The sequence below is a fragment of the Streptomyces sp. NPDC026092 genome (assembly GCF_040638605.1).
In the GTDB taxonomy this organism is placed as follows: Bacteria; Actinomycetota; Actinomycetes; order Streptomycetales; family Streptomycetaceae; genus Streptomyces.
Window position 1 is genome coordinate 114,063 of sequence record NZ_JBEZYN010000013.1, and the last position, 18,454, is coordinate 132,516.

The following is an 18,454-nucleotide window of genomic DNA, read 5'->3' on the forward strand; positions in this document are numbered from 1 at the left end:
GGACGCGGGGAACCTGTGGGAACTTCGCGAGGGGTCAGTGCGCTTGCATAGGGTGGCAGGACTTTTCCATATCGCGATCGAAGGGACGTACATGCCCATGGGTCACACGGCCACGGCAGAGGCCGGCTCAGGCGGCCTGACAGCGACCGAGCACCGGCTGGCCAACGGCCTGCGGGTGGTGCTCTCCGAGGACCACCTGACCCCGGTCGCCGCGGTGTGCCTCTGGTACGACGTCGGCTCCCGCCACGAGGTCGCCGGCCGCACCGGCCTCGCCCACCTCTTCGAGCACCTGATGTTCCAGGGCTCGAAGCAGGTCCACGGCAACGGCCACTTCGAGCTGGTGCAGGGCGCGGGTGGCTCGCTCAACGGCACGACGAGCTTCGAGCGCACCAACTACTTCGAGACCATGCCGACGCACCAGCTGGAGCTCGCGCTCTGGCTGGAGGCGGACCGCATGGGCTCCCTGCTCGCCGCCCTGGACGACGAGTCCATGGAGAACCAGCGGGACGTCGTCAAGAACGAGCGCCGCCAGCGGTACGACAACGTGCCGTACGGCACGGCCTTCGAGAAGCTGACCGCCCTCGCGTACCCCGACGGCCACCCGTACCACCACACGCCGATCGGCTCCATGGCCGACCTGGACGCGGCGACGCTGGAGGACGCGCGGGCCTTCTTCCGTACGTACTACGCGCCGAACAACGCGGTCCTCTCGGTCGTCGGCGACATCGACCCGGTGCAGACGCTGGCCTGGATCGAGAAGTACTTCGGCTCCATCCCGTCCCACGACGGCAAGCTGCCCCCGCGCGACGGCACCCTGCCCGACACCATCGGGGAGCAGCTGCGCGAGGTCGTCGAGGAGGAGGTCCCGGCCCGGGCGCTGATGGCCGCCTACCGCCTCCCGCACGACGGCACGCGCGCGTGCGACGCCGCCGACCTCGCCCTGACCGTGCTCGGCGGAGGCGAGTCGTCCCGGCTCCACAACCGCCTTGTGCGCCGCGACCGTACGGCCGTGGCGGCCGGCTTCGGCCTGCTGCGCCTGGCCGGTGCGCCCTCGCTGGGCTGGCTGGACGTCAAGACCTCCGGTGGCGTCGAGGTGCCCGAGATCGAGACGGCCGTCGACGAGGAGCTGGCCCGGTTCGCCGCCGAGGGCCCGACGCCCGAGGAGATGGAGCGCGCCCAGGCCCAGTTGGAGCGCGAGTGGCTGGACCGGCTCGGCACGGTCGCCGGCCGCGCCGACGAACTGTGCCGTTTCGCGGTCCTGTTCGGGGACCCGCAGCTGGCCCTGACCGCCGTCAACCGGGTCCTGGACGTCACCGCCGACGAGGTGCGGGAGGTCGCCGCGGCCCGGCTGCGCCCGGACAACCGCGCGGTGCTGGTCTACGAGCCGATCGGTACCGAACAGAGCGACGCCGAGCAGGGCGACAGCGACGAGGAAGAGGGAGCGGACCAGTGACCGACGCTGCCGCGTCTTTGACGAGCATGACGTTCCACCCGCAGCCCGAGCCGGGCGCGGCGAGGCCCTGGGCCTTTCCCGCGCCGGACCGCGGAGCGCTGGACAACGGCCTGACGGTGCTGCGCTGTCACCGCCCCGGCCAGCAGGTCGTGGCCGTCGAGATCTTCTTCGACGCCCCGCTGGAGGCCGAGCCCGCCGGTCTCGACGGTGTCGCCACGATCATGGCCCGAGCCCTCACCGAGGGCACCGACCAGCACACCGCCGAGGAGTTCGCCGCCGAGCTGGAGCGCTGCGGCGCCACGCTCGACGCGCATGCGGACCACCCGGGCGTACGGGTCTCCCTGGAGGTTCCCGTCTCCCGGCTGCCCAAGGCGCTCGGGCTGGTCTCGGAGGCCCTGATCGCGCCGGCGTTCCTCGAGACCGAGGTCGAGCGCCTGGTGAACAACCGGCTCGACGAGATCCCGCACGAGACGGCCAACCCGGCCCGCCGGGCGGCCAAGCAGCTCTCCAAGGAGCTCTTCCCGGCCGAGTCCCGCATGTCCCGGCCGCGCCAGGGCACCGAGGACACGGTGGCCGCCATCGACGCCGCCGCCGTCCGCGCCTTCTTCCAGACCCACCTGCGGCCGTCCACGGCCACCGCCGTGGTCGTCGGCGACCTGACCGACGTGGACCTGGACAAAGTCCTCGCCGAGTCGCTCGGTGCCTGGACGGGCAACAGCGCGGAGCCCCGGCCCATGCCGCCGATCACGGCCGACGACACAGGCCGTGTGGTCATCGTCGACCGGCCGGGCGCCGTCCAGACCCAGCTGCTGATCGGCCGCGTGGGCGCCGACCGGCACGACCGCGTCTGGGCCGCCCAGGTCCTCGGCACGTACTGCCTCGGCGGCACGCTCACCTCCCGCCTGGACCGCGTCCTGCGCGAGGAGAAGGGCTACACCTACGGTGTCCGGGCCTTCGGCCAGGTCCTGCGCTCCGACGGCGAGGGCCACGGCGCCTCGATGCTCGCCATCAGCGGCTCCGTGGACACCCCCAACACCGGCCCGGCACTTGACGACCTGTGGAAGGTGCTGCGCACCCTCGCCGCCGAGGGCCTGACGGACGCCGAGCGCGACGTGGCCGTGCAGAACCTGGTGGGCGTGGCTCCGCTCAAGTACGAGACCGCGGCCTCCGTCGCGGCGACCCTCTCCGACCAGGTCGAGCAGCACCTCCCGGACGACTTCCAGGCGCAGTTGTACGCGCGCCTGGCCGAGACCGGCACGGTCGAGGCGACGGCAGCCGTCGTCAACGCCTTCCCGGTGGACCGGCTCGTCACGGTGCTCGTGGGTGACGCGGCCGAGATCGAGGAGCCGGTCCGGGCCCTCGGCATCGGCGAAGTCACCGTCGTCACCGGCTGATCGAGCAGCATCGAGCGGCGCACCGCCGCCGAAGCGGAGCAAACGGAGGACCCCGACGTCACGTTACGTCGGGGTCCTCCGCTATGTCCGTATTGGGGCGGAGGGTGACCGTATGCCCTGTGGCATGTCTTACAAACTGGCGTGTCTGTTTGGTGATTGAAAGACGATCCGCTTAGCGTCGGTCCGGCTGTTCGCCAGTTGCACCCGCCGCGCCCGCGGCATCGGACAGTCATCGCCGAGTCCCCGTCAGGCGCGAGCCTGGGGAGCCGGGGACCCACACGAAGTCCCTGGGGTGAATCGGACGCCTTCGCATCCGTGCGGAGGGGCCCGTAGGAGACCTTCCTGCTCCGAACCCGTCAGCTAACCCGGTAGGCGAGAAGGAAGGAAAGGATCAGCCACTACATGGCGTTCACCCGTGCCACCGGGAAGCATCGTGGTCCGAGCCGTCTGGCGCGCCGCAGCGCAGGCGTCGCCGGCGTCGCGTCCCTCGCCACCGCCGGCGTCATCGGCACCCTGGCCTCCCCGGCGCTCGCCGCCGACACGGACGCCCCCTCCCTCGAGGACACCGGCCTGACCCAGGTCGTCGTGGCCGACAACGCCCTCGCCGACAAGATCGACGCCCAGGCCGCCGCGCAGGAGCGCGAGGCCGCCGAGGCCGAGGCCAAGCGCGTCGCCGAGGCCCGCGCCAAGGCGGAGGCCAAGCGCAAGGCGGAGGCCCGCGCCAAGGAGATCCGCGCGGCCAAGGAGCGCGCCGCCCGTGAGGCCGAGCGCAAGCGCCTGAACTCCTTCCAGCTGCCCGTGGCCGGCTCGTACGTCTCCACCGGCTACAAGACCGGCGGCTCCCTCTGGTCCTCCGGCAGCCACTCCGGCGTCGACTTCCACGCCGCCTCCGGCACCAAGGTCGTCTCCGTCGGCTCCGGCACCGTCGTCGAGGCCGGCTGGGGCGGCGCGTACGGCAACAACATCGTCATCCGGATGAACGACGGCACGTACACCCAGTACGGGCACCTCTCGGCCATCAGTGTCTCCGTCGGCCAGTCCGTCACCCCGGGCCAGCAGATAGGCATCTCGGGCTCGACCGGCAACTCCACCGGCCCGCACCTCCACTTCGAGGCCCGCACCACCGCCGAGTACGGCTCCGACATCAACCCGGTCGCGTACCTCCGCGCCCGCGGCGTGAACGTCTGACCCGACCGGCCGTCGAGGTCCCGCACCGCACGTCAGAAAAGCCCCGGCTCGTACTGAGCCGGGGCTTTTCGCTGACCAAAAGATATCCATGATTACCGAGGACCCGTCGGAAATACCGCCCCGCTGCAATAGAGTCACCGGACAACCGGTTTCGCGCGTATTAAGGCGGAGGTCGATCATGCGCATTCCCGCGCACTCGGTGTGCACGGCGATCCGGGACGACATCGTCACCGGCGTCTTCGAGCGCGGCAGCCGGCTGACCGAGGAGCAGCTGGCCCGCCGGTACGGAGTCTCCCGCGTCCCGGTCCGCGAGGCGCTGCGCACCCTGGAGTCCGAGGGCTTCGTGATCACCCGCCGGCACGCGGGCGCCCAGGTGGCCGAGCCGACCGAGCAGGAGGCGGCCGACCTCCTGGACATGCGCTCGCTCCTCGAACCGCTCGGCGCGGCCCGGGCCGCGCAACGCCGCACCGAGGCGCACCTCAAGGTGCTGCGCGGCCTGGTCAGACTGGGGCAGGAGCGGGCCAGGCGCGGTCAGGGGGACGATCTGCGCTCGCTCGGCGGCTGGTTCCACGAGACCCTGGCGCAGGCCTCGGGCAGCCCGGCGCTCACCGCCCTGCTCACCCAGCTGCGGCACAAGATCGCCTGGATGTACGCGGTCGAGGCCCCCGCCCAGCCGGTCGAGGCCTGGGCGGAGCACGGGGCGATCGTGGACGCGGTGGCGCGCGGCGACGCCGAACGGGCCCGCGCCCTGACCGCGCTGCACGCCGAGCGCTCCCTGCTGCTGCACCGGCTGAAGCGCCCCGAGCGTCCACCGCGCGGGCGTGTGAGGACTTCGCAACATGTCGTCAACACCGCGAGCGGCCGGAATTAACGAGCGGGCCGTATACAAAGAGGGCTCGCCCTGACGGGGGGAATTCGACGGGCTTTCTTCGGGCTGCCCGGATCCCCTGAATTCACTACGGAATGTTTCGGGAGACGTTTCGGGAGGCTTTTCGCGGGACGGTTCGGGAGGCGTTTCGCGGTACGGGAAAACGAGACGTTTCGGGGTGCCGGAAAAGAAGAAGCCGCACCCGCCGTCATTTCGGCGTGTGCGGCTTCCCGCGCATTCGGCCCGGACGTCCGTCCGGCCGGACATCCGTCAGACGGTCTCGGGGAGCTCCTCGAGCCCCTCGGCAACCAGCTTCGCCAGACGGTCGAGCGCGACCTCGGCGCCCTCGGCGTCGGAAGCGAGCACGATCTCCTCGCCGCCCTGCGCGCCCAGACCGAGCACCGCGAGCATCGACGCGGCGTTCACCGGGTTGCCATCGGCCTTGGCGATCGTCACGGGGACGCCGGAGGCCGTGGCGGCACGGACGAAGATGGAGGCGGGGCGGGCGTGCAGGCCCTCGGCCCAACCGACGTTGACGCGGCGCTCAGCCATGGTGTTGCCCTTCAAGTCTCAAGCGGGTTGTCTAGACCAGTCTCTCACGGGTCGCGGGGTGCTCGTCGCCGACCTTCGACCCCCACCGGGGGGCCGTTCGGTCCCCCTTACCTTGCATGGTGCACACCCGCCGCGCGACCGGTGCCCGTGTCGTACCCCGGCCGTACGCTTGCCCCATGCAGAGCGCGTCGGAACGGCCGGAGCAAGCGGAACACGAGTACCCCGACCACTGGGAAGCGGACGTCGTCCTCCGCGACGGCGGAACCGCGCGCATCAGGCCCATCACCGCCGACGACGCCGACCGGCTGGTCAGCTTCTACGAGCAGGTCTCCGACGAGTCGAAGTACTACCGCTTCTTCGCGCCCTACCCCCGGCTCTCCGCCAAGGACGTGCACCGCTTCACCCACCACGACTTCGTGGACCGGGTGGGCCTCGCGGCGACCGTCGGCGGCGAGTTCATCGCCACCGTGCGGTACGACCGGATCGACGACCGCGGCATGCCCGCCTCCTCGCCCGCCGACGAGGCCGAGGTCGCCTTCCTCGTCCAGGACGCCCACCAGGGACGCGGCGTGGCCTCCGCGCTGCTCGAACACATCGCGGCGGTGGCGCGCGAGCGGGACATCCGGCGGTTCGCGGCGGAGGTGCTCCCCGCCAACACCAAGATGATCAAGGTCTTCACGGACGCCGGATACACCCAGAAGCGCAGCTTCGAGGACGGTTCCGTACGGCTCCACCTCGACCTGGAGCCCACCGACCGCTCCCTCGCCGTGCAGCGCGCCCGGGAGCAGCGGGCGGAGGCCCGCTCGGTGCAGCGACTCCTCACGCCCGCCTCGGTCGCCGTCGTCGGAGCCGGCCGGACCCCCGGCGGGGTCGGCCGGACGGTCCTGCGCAACCTCCTGGACGGCGGCTTCACCGGACGGACGTACGCGGTGAACCGCGCGCTGACCGAGGAGACCGGCACGCTCGAAGGCGTACCGGCCTTCCGCTCCGTCGGGGACATCGGCGAACCGGTGGACCTCGCGATCGTGGCCGTCCCCGCCGAGCGCGTGCCGGAAGCGGTCGCCGACTGCGGCGAGCACGGCGTGCGGGGCCTCGTCGTGCTCTCGGCGGGATACGCGGAGACCGGGTCGGGGGAGGGCCGGGACCGGCAGCGGGAACTGGTGCGGCAGGCCCGCTCGTACGGCATGCGGATCATCGGGCCCAACGCGTTCGGGATCATCAACACCTCGGCCGACGTCCGGCTGAACGCCTCGCTGGCACCCCAGCTGCCGGCCACCGGGCGGATCGGGCTCTTCACCCAGTCCGGCGCGATCGGGATCGCGCTCCTCGCCGGACTCCACCGGCACGGCGCCGGGATCTCCTCCTTCATCTCCGCGGGCAACCGGGCGGACGTCTCCGGCAACGACTTCCTCCAGTACTGGTACGACGACCCGGAGACGGACGTCGTCCTGCTGTACCTGGAGTCCATCGGGAACCCGCGGAAGTTCACCCGGCTGGCCCGGCGCACGGCCGCGGTGAAGCCGGTCGTCGTGGTCAGGGGCGCGCGGCACAGCGGCAGCGCGCCGCCGGGACACCGGGTGCCGGTCACCCGTATTCCGTACGGCACCGTCTCCGAGCTGCTCCGGCAGGCCGGGGTCATCCGCGTCGACACGGTCACCGAGCTCGTCGACGCGGGGCTCCTCCTCGCGGGCCAGCCGCTCCCGGCCGGGCCGCGCGTCGCCATCCTCGGCAACTCCGAGTCGCTCGGCCTGCTCGCGTACGACGCCTGCCTGACGGAGGGGCTCCGCCCGCTGCGCCCGCTCGACCTGACGACGGGCGCGAGCCCCGCGGACTTCCGCGCCGCGCTGGCGGCCGCGCTCGTGGACGACGCGTGCGACGCGGTCGTCGTGACCGCGATCCCCTGGGTCGGCGAGAACGGCGCGGTGGAGTCAGGCGACGGTGAGGTCCTCGCCGCCCAGCTCCGCGAGGCGGTCGCCTCCGCCCCGCTCCCGGCGAAGCCGGTGGTGGTCGTCCACGTCGAGATGGGCGGCCTGGCGGAGGCCCTCTCGGCGGCGACCAGCACACGACCGCAGGGCCGGCGCACGCCACCGTCCCCGGCGCCGACCCCCGCGCCGCAGGCACCACAGGCCCCGGCCCTCGCCCCGCAGGCACCCCCGACCGAGCCCGCGCCCCCCGCCGACGGCACCCCCACCCCCGCCCGCCCCGGCGGCATCCCCGCCTACCCCGCCGCCGAGCGGGCCGTGCGGGCGCTGGCCGAGGCGGTCCGGTACGGACAGTGGCGGCGGCAGGTGGTCGAGCCCGGACGGGTGCCCGAGTTCGAGGAGATCGACGAGGCCGGGGCCGCCGCGCAGATCGAGCGCGCGCTCGGGCCGGACGCGGACGAGCGCGGCGTGACCCTCGACGCCGACGCGGCGCGCGAGCTGCTCGGGCGGTACGGGATCGATGTGCTCCCCACCCTCCCCGCGCCCACCCCCGACGCCGCCGTCCAGGCCGCCGACCGGCTCGGCTACCCGGTCGCCCTCAAGACGACCGCCCCCCACCTGCGCCACCGCCCCGACCTCGGAGGCGTACGCCTCGACCTGGCCGGCGAGGAACAACTCCGTACCGCGTACGCCGAATTGACCGAGACCCTCGGCAAGCCCGCCGAGCTGCAGCCGGTCGTCCAGGCGATGGTGCCGCGCGGCGTCGACACCGTCGTGCGCTCGGCCATCGACCCGGCGGTCGGCGCCGTGCTCTCCTTCGGCCTGGCAGGCGCCGCCTCCGAGCTGCTCGGCGACATGTCCCACCGCCTGGTCCCGGCCACCGACCGGGACGCCGCCGAGCTCGTCCGCTCCATCCGCACCGCCCCCCTCCTCTTCGGCTGGCGCGGCTCCGCGCCCGTCGACACCCCCGCCCTGGAGGAGCTGCTCCTGCGCGTCTCCCGGCTCGTCGACGACCATCCCGAGGTGGTCGCGATCGCCCTGGAGCCCGTGGTCGTCGCCCCGCACGGCCTCTCCGCGCTCGGCGCGACGGTCCGGCTCGCCCCGCCGCCACCCCGCACGGACCTCGGCCCGCGTAGCCTTCCGAACTACTAGAACCCCCTGGGAACCCCTGGGGAGCCCCTCGGGAACGGCCTCGACGAGACGGCCGGACCGTCCCGGAGTGCCCCTTCCGACGGATTAGGATGGAGTCCATGGCGAAGACCGGTACGACGACCCAGGGGCTGCGCGCGGCGATCGAGCGCAGCGGCTATTACCCGGCCCTCGTGGCCGAGGCGGTGGAGGCCGCCGTCGGCGGCGAGCCGATCGCGTCGTACCTGGTGCACCAGGAGACCACCTTCGACTCCAACGAGGTCCGGCGCCATGTCACGGTCCTCGTCCTGACGGCCAACCGCTTCATCGTCAGCCACACCGACGAGCAGGCCGCCGACAGCAGCTCCCCGACGCCGTACGCCACGACCTCCACCGAGTCGGTCAAGCTCGACCGGATCTCCTCCGTCGTCGTCAGCCGGGTCGTCGCCAACCCGGAGTCGTACACCGTCGGCACCCTGCCCCGTGAGGTCGTCCTCACCATCGGCTGGGGCGCCGTCTCGCGCATCGACCTGGAGCCCGCCGCCTGCGGCGACCCCAATTGCGACGCCGACCACGGCTACACCGGCAACGCCACCGCCGACGACCTCAGCCTGCGCGTCAGCGAGGCCGGCGACGGCCCGGACACGGTCCGCCAGACCCTCGCCTTCGCCCAGTCGCTCTCCGAAGCCACCGCGGCGACCCGCTGATGGTCGTCCAGCCCACCGCCGTCGCCTCCGGCTGGCCGGACGATCCCGTCCCGCTCGAACTCGCCACGGCGCCCGTCCCCGAGTACGGCACCGGCTCGCTGGCCGACGTCCTCCCGACGCTCGTCGCCGGACAGGGCGCCCCCGGGTTCGACGCCCGGATCGCCGAGCTCGCCCCGGCCGACCGGAACTGCCTCTTCCTGATCGACGGGCTCGGCTGGGAGCAGATCAAGGCCCACCCGGACGAGGCCCCGTACCTCACCTCCCTCCTCGGCTCCTCGCGCGGCGGCACCGGTCGCCCGATCACGGCCGGCTTCCCCGCCACCACGGCGACCTCGCTCGCCTCGGTCGGCACGGGACGGTTCCCCGGCGCGCACGGACTGCCCGGCTACACCGTCCGCAACCCGGAGACCGGCGAGCTGATGAACCAGCTCCGCTGGAAGCCGTGGACCTCGCCGCGCGTCTGGCAGCCGTACCCCACGGTCTTCCAGCTGGCCCACGAGGCGGGCATCCACACCGCCCAGGTCTCGTCGCCGATCTTCCAGGACACCCCGCTCACCAAGATCGCGCTGAGCGGCGGAACATTTCACGGTCGGCTCTCCGGCGAGGAGCGGATGGACTTCGCCGCCGAGCAGCTCGCCGGCGGCGACCGCTCGCTGGTGTACACGTACTACAGCGAACTCGACGGCGCCGGACACCGCTTCGGCATCGACTCCGACGCCTGGCGCGGTCAGCTGATGTTCGTCGACCGGCTCGTGCAGCGCCTCGCAGAGCAACTGCCGCCCCGCTCGGCCCTGTACGTCACGGCCGACCACGGCATGGTCGACATCCCCTTCGACGACCAGCACCGGATCGACTTCGACGAGGACTGGGAGCTGCGCGCCGGCGTCGCCCTCCTCGGCGGCGAGGGCCGTGCCCGGCACGTCTACGCGGTGCCGGGGGCCGAGGCCGATGTGCTCACCTGCTGGCGGGAAGTGCTCGGCGAGCAGTTCTGGGTGGCGAGCCGCGAGGAGGCGATCGCGCTCGGCTGGTTCGGCGACGAGGTCGACGAGCGGGTCCACGGCCGGATCGGCGACGTCGTCGCCGCGGCCCACGACGACGTCGTCATCACCGCCTCCGTCAACGAGCCCCACGAGTCGGCGATGGTCGGTGTGCACGGATCGATGACGCCCGCGGAGCAGCTGGTCCCGCTCCTCGAAGTCCGCTCCTGACCCCGTACCCGTACGCCCTCACTCCCGTCACCCACCCCGACCTGAAAGGTCCCTGACTTCCCATGCCCGAGCTGGTGTTCTTCTCCGGAACGATGGACTGCGGAAAGAGCACACTGGCTCTCCAGATCGGCCACAACCGCTCTGCCCGCGGGCTCCAGGGCGTGATCTTCACGCGGGACGACCGGGCGGGCGAGGGCAAGCTGTCCTCCCGGCTCGGCCTGGTGACGGACGCGGTCGAGGCCGGCGAGGGCATGGACCTGTACGGCTATCTGGTGAACCAGCTGTCCAAGGGCGGCAAGGCGGACTACGTCATCGTGGACGAGGCCCAGTTCCTCGCGCCCGAGCAGATCGACCAGCTGGCCCGGATCGTGGACGACCTGGAGATGGACGTCTTCGCCTTCGGCATCACCACCGACTTCCGCACCAAGCTCTTCCCGGGCTCGCAGCGGCTGATCGAACTCGCCGACCGGATCGAGCAGCTCCAGGTCGAGGCGTTGTGCTGGTGCGGCGCCCGCGCCACCCACAACGCCCGCACGGTGGGCGGCGTCATGGTCGTCGAAGGCGAACAGGTGGTCGTCGGAGACGTCAACCGCCCGGCCGAGGAAGTCGGCTACGAGGTCCTCTGCCGCCGCCACCACCGCCGCCACATGACCTCCGCCTCCACCCGCGCCGGCGCCCTCTCCCCGGACGTCCTTCCCGTCAACCACGCCTGAGCGCCGCTTCCTTGCTCCCGACGTGGCGCCGACTCCCCGAAAAGCAGGGGGGCTTCGGTCGGCGTCGGACCCCTGCAGTAGGGTGATCAACTCGACTGCTGCAACGGGGGAACGGGGACCATGGACGGTATACAAGCCGGAGGTTGGGCGGCCACGGGCGCGATGGGGCCGAACGCCGCGTACCGCAACCAGACGATGCGGTACGAGAACGTCGAGCTGAGTTTCGACGAGTCGGTGCCCTTCCGGACCGTGTTCCAGCTCTGGTTCCAGGCCTTCGTGGTCTCCCTCGTCGTCTTCTTGATCTTCGGCGTGCTGCCCATGCTGATGTCGGACTCGGGCCCGTTCGACTCGGACGAAGAGCTGGGCACCGGACAGGTCCTCGGCATCATCGCCTTCTGGATCGTCCTGCTCGCCGCGCGCATCAACGAACCGGTCTCGGAGTGGAAGACCCTCCTTGAGGACAAGCACGCGGCGTCGTCCTCCGCCTACGCGGCCATCTACGGCGCTCTCGCGCGGCGTCAGATCCCCGTGTCCGCGGTGCCGGTCCGGATCCGCAGCGACATCATGGCGGAGGTCGTGAACAATCGGCTGGTCATCAAGAGCGGCCGGTACATCGCCTACGTCACGGTGTTCGGCTACGGGACCAGCCTGTACGTCGGATGGACGATGTGGCGCACCCGCTCCGGAGCGGTGATCATCGGTCATTTCCTGAAGGACCTCGTGGGCGGCATGTTCAACCGCACGGGTTCGATCAACCAGATGCTCCGCACCGAGAAGCCGCGTGCCATGCGGGAGGCCGTGCACTCCGCGGCCCGCGAGGGCGTGGAGACGGCCGTCCAGGGCATCGAGGTTCCGCTCGCGTCGACCTTCGGTCAGGAGCCGCCCATCCAGTCCGGCGCCTCCGCGACCGCGCCGGCGACCAAGAACGGCAGCGGTCCCGTCCCGGGCGCCGTGCCCGCGCCTCCGGCGGCCATGGCGCCGCACGGGAGCCAGCCGTACCCGGCTCCGCACGTCCCGGGAACCCCGCCGCCGCACTACGGTTCGCCGACCCCGCCGCCCGCCCCGCCCATGCCGCCGTACGGGACCCCCGGCGGTGGGCACTGAGCGCAGCCGGGTCGGACGGCGTGCTCACCGTCACCGACGGCACGACCGTCTGGGCCTGGACGGCCGTTCGCATCGACGCCGCCGCCGACCTCACCGAGACCAAGGAGTACGCGGACCTCTCGGAGTCGGAGCGCAGGACCAAGGCCGCGGCCGCCGAGACCGCCTGGCTGACGGGGCAGTGGAACACCGGGCACGGCGAACGGATCGAGCTCCGGTACCTCAGCGACCCGGTCGAGCGCAGGATCTCCTGCGCCCTGCTCGGTCGGGTCGCGGCTCCCACGGCGGAGGGCGCCGAGGCGGCCGCGCGTGGGCTCCGCGCCCGGATGGCAGCGCTGCCCAGGCATGTGCACGCCACGCCGGTCGAGGACCGCGACGAGACGGCACGGCTGCTGACCCCCTTCTCGCCCGATGGGGCGGCGGGGGTGGCGGAGATCCGCAAGCGCTACCACAGCGGGCTGCCGAACCGCCCCGACGCCGGCGTGCGGTACTACCTCGCTCCGCAACCGTTCACAGCGGCGGCCCCGCCGTGGGACATGCTGTGGCAGGCGCTGGCCGCCCACCCGTACCCCGTGATGCTCAGCATCGGCCTGGAGCCGTACGTCGTACCGCCCGACTTCGGTCCGCTGCTGCACCGCATCGCCACCCAGTACGGACGCCTGGGCACCCCTGGGCAGCTCCCCGACGGGCTGTGGTCCCCCGGCGCCCAACTCGCCGCCGACGCCTTCGCCGTGGACGCCTCCCGGATCTACGCCGATGCCGCCCGCCGCTACACCGACCGGGTGTTCCGCGTACGGATCGGGCTCGCCTCGCCGGCGCCCCTGCCGGAATCCCTCGCCGAACTCGTCGGTGCCACGGTGTCCCCGCCGGTGCAGGCTCGCGAGGGCGGTGTCCTGACCGAGACGATCAACGGCGCTGCCCACACCGTGGCCTGGCCCGCGCCCGGTGAACTACCCGAAGCCTGGCAGCAGTTGACCACCCTGGAGCAGTCGCGTTGGGGCGGCGACCACTGCTGGCGGCTGCCCGAACAGCTCTCCCCGCCCCTGCGACTGCTGCCGGAACTCGTCGACGCGCGTGAGGCCGTCGCGGCCTTCCGCCTGCCGCTGGCCGTCAACGGCCACATGACGGGCTTTCCCGTCCGGCGCCCGGGCATGGCCGGTGAGACCGCGTACCGCATGGACGGCCCGGCCATCACCCTCGGACAGCAGCTCGTCAACGACACGCCCGCCGGCCCCCTGGGCATCGGCCTCGGTGACCTCACCCGGCACGCCCTGATCGTGGGTACGACCGGCTCCGGCAAGACCAACACCACTCTGGCGTTCTGCGAGCAGCTGTGGCGTGACCACCGCGTGCCCTTCCTCGTCCTCGAACCCGTCAACTCCGCCCTGGACGACTACCGCTGGCTGGCCACCCGACCTGGCTTCGAGGACCTGTTGGTCCTCACCGTCGGCGACGAATCCGTCGCCCCCCTGCGCCTCAACCCCTTCGAGGTGCCGGTGGGGGTTCGCGTCAGCACCCACATCGCCGGGCTCATGGCCTGCTTCGACGCGGCCTTCGGCCTCTGGGACCCGTTGCCGAGCGTCTACAACCGGGCGCTGCGGGCGACGTACGCCCGCAAGCGCATCGTCCCCACCGACGTCGCCGATCCGAGCCACGCCGGAGACTGGCCGACGCTGCGCGACTTCATCACGGAGATGCGCAAGCAGTGCGAGCAGCTGGACTATTCGGGCGAGGTGCGCGACAACATCATCGCCGCCTCCCGCCTGCGTGCGGAGTCCCTCGCGGAAGGGGCGTGCGGCACCACCCTGGACGTGGCCCGCTCCTATCCGGTGGAGGAGCTGCTACGGCGGCCTGTGGTCGTCGAACTGGCCGGAGTCGGGGACAACGAGAAGGAGCAGTCGCTCGTCACGGCGCTGCTCCTGCAGAACATGACCGAGTACTACAAGGCGAACCGTGTCGGCGGTTCCCTCGCCCACGTCACCGTGATCGAGGAGGCTCACCGCCTGCTCGGCCGGCCGGCGGCCCACGGTGGCGACGCGAAGGAGGGCAACGCGCAGGCCCGGGCGGCCCAGGCCTTCGCCAACACCCTGGCGGAGAACCGCAAGTACGGCGAGGGTGTCGTCATCGTCGAACAGGTTCCCGGCAAGCTCGTCGAGGACGCGTACAAGAACACCAACCTCAAGGTCATGCACCGGCTGCCGTCCGCGGAGGACCGCAACCTCATCGGCGGAACCATGCGGTTCTCTCCCGACCAGGAGCGGTACGCCGCCTCCCTGGAGCCCTTCCAGGCCTTCGCCCACCACGACCGCATCGACCGTCCGGGACTGCTCCGGGTACCCGACGTACGCGCGCAGGCGGCGAGGGAGGCGGGCGTCAGCCGGGCACCCCTGGCCACGGACGCCGAACTGGCCACCCGTTTCCGCGCCTTGGCGGCCGACGACGAGGCGGTCGACGCAGCGCTGGCCCCCTTCCCGGACTGCGAGGGCTGCCGTCACCGTTGCAGCTTCCGCACCCGGGCCGCCACGGCGGTGTGGCCCGAGCACGGTACGAAGCTGAAGGAGCGCGTGGCGGCGTACCCGAAGACCGGCGCAGAGCAGGCCGATTGGTGGCGCGACACCGGCGACTGGGTGGCCGAGCTCGCCGACACGGTTCCCCTGCGCGTTCCGGAAGGCGAAGGAGATCGGGACCCCGTCGTGAGCGACTACCGCGCCTGTGTCTTCGTCCACGTCGCCCGAGCGGCCTGGCAGCGCAACACCCTGCCCTGGGTGCGTCTCTACCGCGCCAACGTCCGGCCGGGAGGTGACCGATGAGCGAGCGCCCGCCGGAGCAGCCCCCACGCCCGGAAGCCCCAACGCGACCGGAACCCACGGACGCCCCTGCCCCGACCCCGCCGTCCGACGCTCCTGCCCCCACGCCGGCGACGGACGCTCCTGCCCCGACCCCGGCGACGGACCGGACCGAGGCCTCCAAGTCGGCGGAGGCGCCCAAAGCGGGGGAAACCTCGGCTTCGGAGGTGGCGCCCAGTCCTGGCGAGGCTTCCGATTCGGTGGAGGCGCCCAGTCCTGGCGAGGCTTCCGATTCGGCGGAGGCGCCTAACCCGGTGGATTCCTCGGCGTCGGAGGAGGCGCCTAGCCCGGCGGATTCCTCGGCTTCGGGGGAGGCGCCCAGTCCTGGTGAGGCTTCCGACTCGGTGGAGGCGCCCAAGCCGGCAGATTCTTCGACGTCGGCGGAGGCACCCAACCCCGCCGAAGCCCCCAACCCGGCGGATGCCCCGGTTCCGGTCGATGCCTCCGACTCTGACGAGGCACCTGAACCCGCCGGGGCGTCGGATTCTGCCGAGGCTCCCGACCGCGACGCGCCTGTGCCGTCGGACGCGGCGTCGGATCCGGAGAAGGCACCGGTCCCGGCGGAAGCCGTCGACTCGGGCGGATCACGCTCCGCGGAAGCGGACGAGGCGCCCGACCCTGTCCCGGCGTCGGACGACACCCCCGAGTCGGCCGGGCCCGAGCGCCCGGAGGCGCCCGCCGAGGGCAGGCAACCGGAAGCGCAGGAACGTTCCGGCGATCGGGCGGAGCCGGACGACGAGACTCCCGAACTGGAGCTTGAACTCAAGCCCTACGACGACTCCGTGCCGTACTCCGCCGCGTACACCACATCACGCGGTGCCGCCGAGTCCCGCGAAGCGGACGCGGTACCCGCACGGGCATCGGAGACCGCCGACGAGTCGGCGCCGGAGCCGACAGCGCCGACGGACGCACCCGAGCCGCCCGCGCCCAAGGCTGACGCGGAGGCCGCTCCGGAACGGGCCGAGGCGGCGAAGCCGCCTGCGGACGCCCGGCACTCGGCTGAAGAGGCTCCGGAGCCGACGGCGCCGATCGATGCCCCGGAGCCGCAGGCAGAAGGTGCCCGGGACCTCCCCGCGCACGCCGAGAACGAGGCCGCCGAACCGGCCGGTGCCGGTGCGAAGACCGGGGAGGCCGGCGCCGCCCTGCCAGGTGACGGCAACGGCATCAGCCAGGACCACGAGGCGGAGGCCGAGCCGACGGCCGAGGCGTCCGAGGACAAAGCCGAGCGGTACGACAACAGCGCGCTGCGGGACGGCCCCGACTACCAGCAGGAGATGGACGACCTGCTGGACGCACGCGGCCTGGACCGCTCCGAGCACGACAAGCTCCGGCTCACCCGGACCAACGAGCTGAGCGAGGCGCAGGCCCGCGAGGTCGTGGGGGTCCGTGACGCGATCAAGCTCGACGAGGGCCGCATGGTGACCAAGGTGATCGACCCCACGACGATGCAGGCCTACCTGAACAACGCCACAAGGCTCGGAAAGTACGATTTCAACCCGGGCGAGTTTCGCGGTTCCATCGCGCGTGGCTGCGACACGGCTGACCTACGCAGCATGGACCAACTGCGGGACGGGCTGGCTCTCGACGATGGCGGGGCCGGCTGGACCCCTGTCCCTCCCGGTGCCTCCGAGGCGTATCAGCTGCGCTTGCCGGCACCCGACGGCATGCGTGCCGATCCAAGCTTCGGCGCGGTCGGTGACCAGGGGCTGGCCAACCACGTGGCCGGCATCGCCGGCCAGAGCGAGGGACAGACCTATGATGACCCGTTCCTCGGCACCGGCTACACCGCCGGGGGTGTCCCGGAGTGGCTCGCCAAGCCGACCAGCATCCCACACCATGCTGAAATCTGGCGTATGCATGCCGACGGTACCGAAGAGGCCATCGGCTTCTTCGACAAGAACGAAGGGCTGTGGAAAAAACGATGACTGACCCTGCGGGTTTCCCCGTTCCGGTCAAGGGCGAGGCCGCTGTCTTCCGCGGTGAGCTCTTTCGGGCGCGTGGCGCCGTGGGGCTGTGGCCGTGCGTCGAGCTGCTGCCCGAGGCAGGCCGCCCCGCGCCCGAAGGGCTCGCAAGGCGCGAGGCCGCGGACGGGTCGGTTGGATATCCGGTTGCGCCGGAGAGCCTCGAAGCCTGGTACGCCGTGACGTGGACGTTCCGTTGGCGGGGCGAGCTTTTCGAGTGCACCGCCGCCACGCCCACCACTCTCTCAGGCGACTACCTCGGCTCCGACGAACACTTCGCCAAGGAGCGCCTCAAGCGTCTGGCCACCGACTACTACGGCGTCTTCCCACGGGAGGAGGTCACCGAGCTGGAGGAGCACCACGAGGATCTGCTCCAGCCTCTGCACGCCCTGGTGCGGCGTCTGGCCGAGGTTGACCACTTCCGCCCCAAGGCCTACGCGGTCCACCGCGGCCGGACATATGAGGCTGCTGCCGAGGCCGACGCATCGGGCCTCATCGCACTGACCACCGGGCATGACCGATCTGAGGATCTGAACGCCGATGCCCAGGACCCGGGCGACGGGCGCTTCCTGGCCACCCTGGAGCAGCTGGACGCCTGGTACCGGATCCACTGGACCTTCCGAGCGGACGGCGAACCCTTCGACGCCGTTGGAACGGTGGACGGCAGGATCAAGGGCGTCTACACAGGTGGCAGCTGGGGCTTCGTCGCGCACAGCGGGTTTCTGACAGAGGAGAGGGGACCCGACGGGGCGCGCCGATACACGGTCGTGGTGGACCTCGACGGTGTCGACGACCTCGAACAGCACCGCACCGACCTGCTGGCCGACCAGTAGGCAGGGCCTTTCGCGGCCGGCCACGTTGGCTTCATGCTCCTCGCGGCACGGTGTGCGGCCCGTCGCACGTCTTTCGCCCGGGGCCTCACGCCGTGCCCCACTCGCGAGCCGGCGGGTCGGGCTACCGCGCCGCGAGTGCCTCCACGGCCGCGGTCGCGAAGCCGTGGTCCTGCTCCGGGGCGCCGCCGCCGACGCCGATGGCGCCGATGAGCCGGCCGTCGCGGTGGACCGGGAGGCCGCCGGCGATGAAGAGGAGCGGGCGATCGAGGGCCGTCGTGAGGCTGTGGAAGGGGCCGTCGGGCTTCACCAGGTCGACCAGGTCGGCCGTGGGGGCGTTGAGCTGGAGGGCCGTGTACGCCTTGCGGGTGCTGGTCTCGCCGGAGATCAGGACCGCGCGGTCGTCGCGGCGGAAGGCCAGCAGGTGGCCGCCCGCGTCCAGGACGGTGACGCTGACCGTGACTCCGGCGTCCTCGGCGGCGCGGCGCGCGGCGGAGAGCAGGGTCTCGGCGTCCTGGGTGGTCAGGGGAGTGACGGCCGTGGCGGTGGTGGTGGTCGTGCTCATGGTGCTGTCTTCCTTTGG

The 18,454-nt window shown here is 72.0% G+C and carries 14 protein-coding genes and 1 riboswitch; of the genes, 12 read left to right on the top strand and 2 right to left on the bottom strand.

Annotated features, from left to right (window positions below):
* Positions 1–91 precede the first annotated feature (91 nt).
* From AB0F56_RS22020 to AB0F56_RS22035, 4 genes are all read left to right on the top strand, one after another.
* Positions 92–1,453 carry a pitrilysin family protein gene (locus tag AB0F56_RS22020; protein WP_362012245.1) on the top strand — a complete coding sequence of 454 codons (1,362 nt, stop codon included), beginning with the start codon at positions 92–94 and terminating at the stop codon, positions 1,451–1,453.
* Between the two features lie 26 nt (positions 1,454–1,479).
* Complete coding sequence (locus tag AB0F56_RS22025) at positions 1,480–2,847, top strand: pitrilysin family protein (RefSeq protein ID WP_362012452.1); 1,368 nt, start codon at positions 1,480–1,482, stop codon at positions 2,845–2,847.
* A gap of 223 nt (positions 2,848–3,070) precedes the next feature.
* A riboswitch (cyclic di-AMP (ydaO/yuaA leader) is annotated at positions 3,071–3,237 on the top strand.
* Between the two features lie 12 nt (positions 3,238–3,249).
* Entirely contained in the window at positions 3,250–4,035 is a 786-nt protein-coding gene (locus tag AB0F56_RS22030; RefSeq protein ID WP_362012247.1) for a M23 family metallopeptidase, read from the top strand.
* A gap of 178 nt (positions 4,036–4,213) precedes the next feature.
* Positions 4,214–4,906: a GntR family transcriptional regulator gene (locus AB0F56_RS22035; RefSeq protein WP_362012250.1), complete on the top strand. Its 693-nt coding sequence runs from the start codon at positions 4,214–4,216 to the stop codon at positions 4,904–4,906.
* Positions 4,907–5,173: 267 nt separating this feature from the next.
* Here the strand turns inward: AB0F56_RS22035 and AB0F56_RS22040 are convergent, their stop codons facing one another.
* Positions 5,174–5,455, bottom strand: coding sequence for an HPr family phosphocarrier protein (locus AB0F56_RS22040; protein ID WP_361767649.1), 282 nt, complete (start codon positions 5,453–5,455; stop codon positions 5,174–5,176).
* A gap of 176 nt (positions 5,456–5,631) precedes the next feature.
* On the opposite strand from AB0F56_RS22040, the gene AB0F56_RS22045 reads away from it, so the two are divergent.
* The 8 genes from AB0F56_RS22045 to AB0F56_RS22080 all read left to right on the top strand — a co-directional run bounded on the left by AB0F56_RS22045 (position 5,632) and on the right by AB0F56_RS22080 (position 17,874).
* A complete protein-coding gene (locus AB0F56_RS22045) occupies positions 5,632–8,529 on the top strand; it encodes a GNAT family N-acetyltransferase (RefSeq protein WP_362012252.1) in 2,898 nt (965 codons plus the stop codon).
* A gap of 98 nt (positions 8,530–8,627) precedes the next feature.
* Positions 8,628–9,212 (top strand): DUF5998 family protein, encoded by a 585-nt coding sequence (locus AB0F56_RS22050; protein WP_362012255.1) that lies wholly within the window; start codon positions 8,628–8,630, stop codon positions 9,210–9,212.
* A complete protein-coding gene (locus AB0F56_RS22055) occupies positions 9,212–10,420 on the top strand; it encodes a nucleotide pyrophosphatase/phosphodiesterase family protein (RefSeq protein ID WP_362012258.1) in 1,209 nt (402 codons plus the stop codon). Before AB0F56_RS22050 ends, AB0F56_RS22055 begins: the two co-directional genes overlap by 1 nt.
* A 62-nt stretch (positions 10,421–10,482) precedes the next feature.
* Positions 10,483–11,133: a thymidine kinase gene (locus tag AB0F56_RS22060; RefSeq protein ID WP_362012261.1), complete on the top strand. Its 651-nt coding sequence runs from the start codon at positions 10,483–10,485 to the stop codon at positions 11,131–11,133.
* A 120-nt stretch (positions 11,134–11,253) separates the two neighbouring features.
* Positions 11,254–12,237: a hypothetical protein gene (locus tag AB0F56_RS22065; RefSeq protein WP_362012264.1), complete on the top strand. Its 984-nt coding sequence runs from the start codon at positions 11,254–11,256 to the stop codon at positions 12,235–12,237.
* Between the two features lie 20 nt (positions 12,238–12,257).
* Positions 12,258–15,044: a DUF87 domain-containing protein gene (locus AB0F56_RS22070; RefSeq protein ID WP_362012267.1), complete on the top strand. Its 2,787-nt coding sequence runs from the start codon at positions 12,258–12,260 to the stop codon at positions 15,042–15,044.
* Between the two features lie 380 nt (positions 15,045–15,424).
* Positions 15,425–17,005, top strand: a complete 1,581-nt coding sequence (locus AB0F56_RS22075) for a hypothetical protein (RefSeq protein WP_362012270.1) — start codon at positions 15,425–15,427, stop codon at positions 17,003–17,005.
* A complete protein-coding gene (locus tag AB0F56_RS22080) occupies positions 17,002–17,874 on the top strand; it encodes a hypothetical protein (RefSeq protein WP_362012273.1) in 873 nt (290 codons plus the stop codon). Before AB0F56_RS22075 ends, AB0F56_RS22080 begins: the two co-directional genes overlap by 4 nt.
* 121 nt (positions 17,875–17,995) lie before the next feature.
* Here AB0F56_RS22080 and AB0F56_RS22085 read toward each other — a convergent pair whose 3' ends face one another.
* On the bottom strand, positions 17,996–18,436 hold the full coding sequence (locus AB0F56_RS22085; RefSeq protein WP_362012276.1) for a heme-binding protein: 441 nt from the start codon (positions 18,434–18,436) through the stop codon (positions 17,996–17,998).
* Positions 18,437–18,454 lie beyond the last annotated feature (18 nt).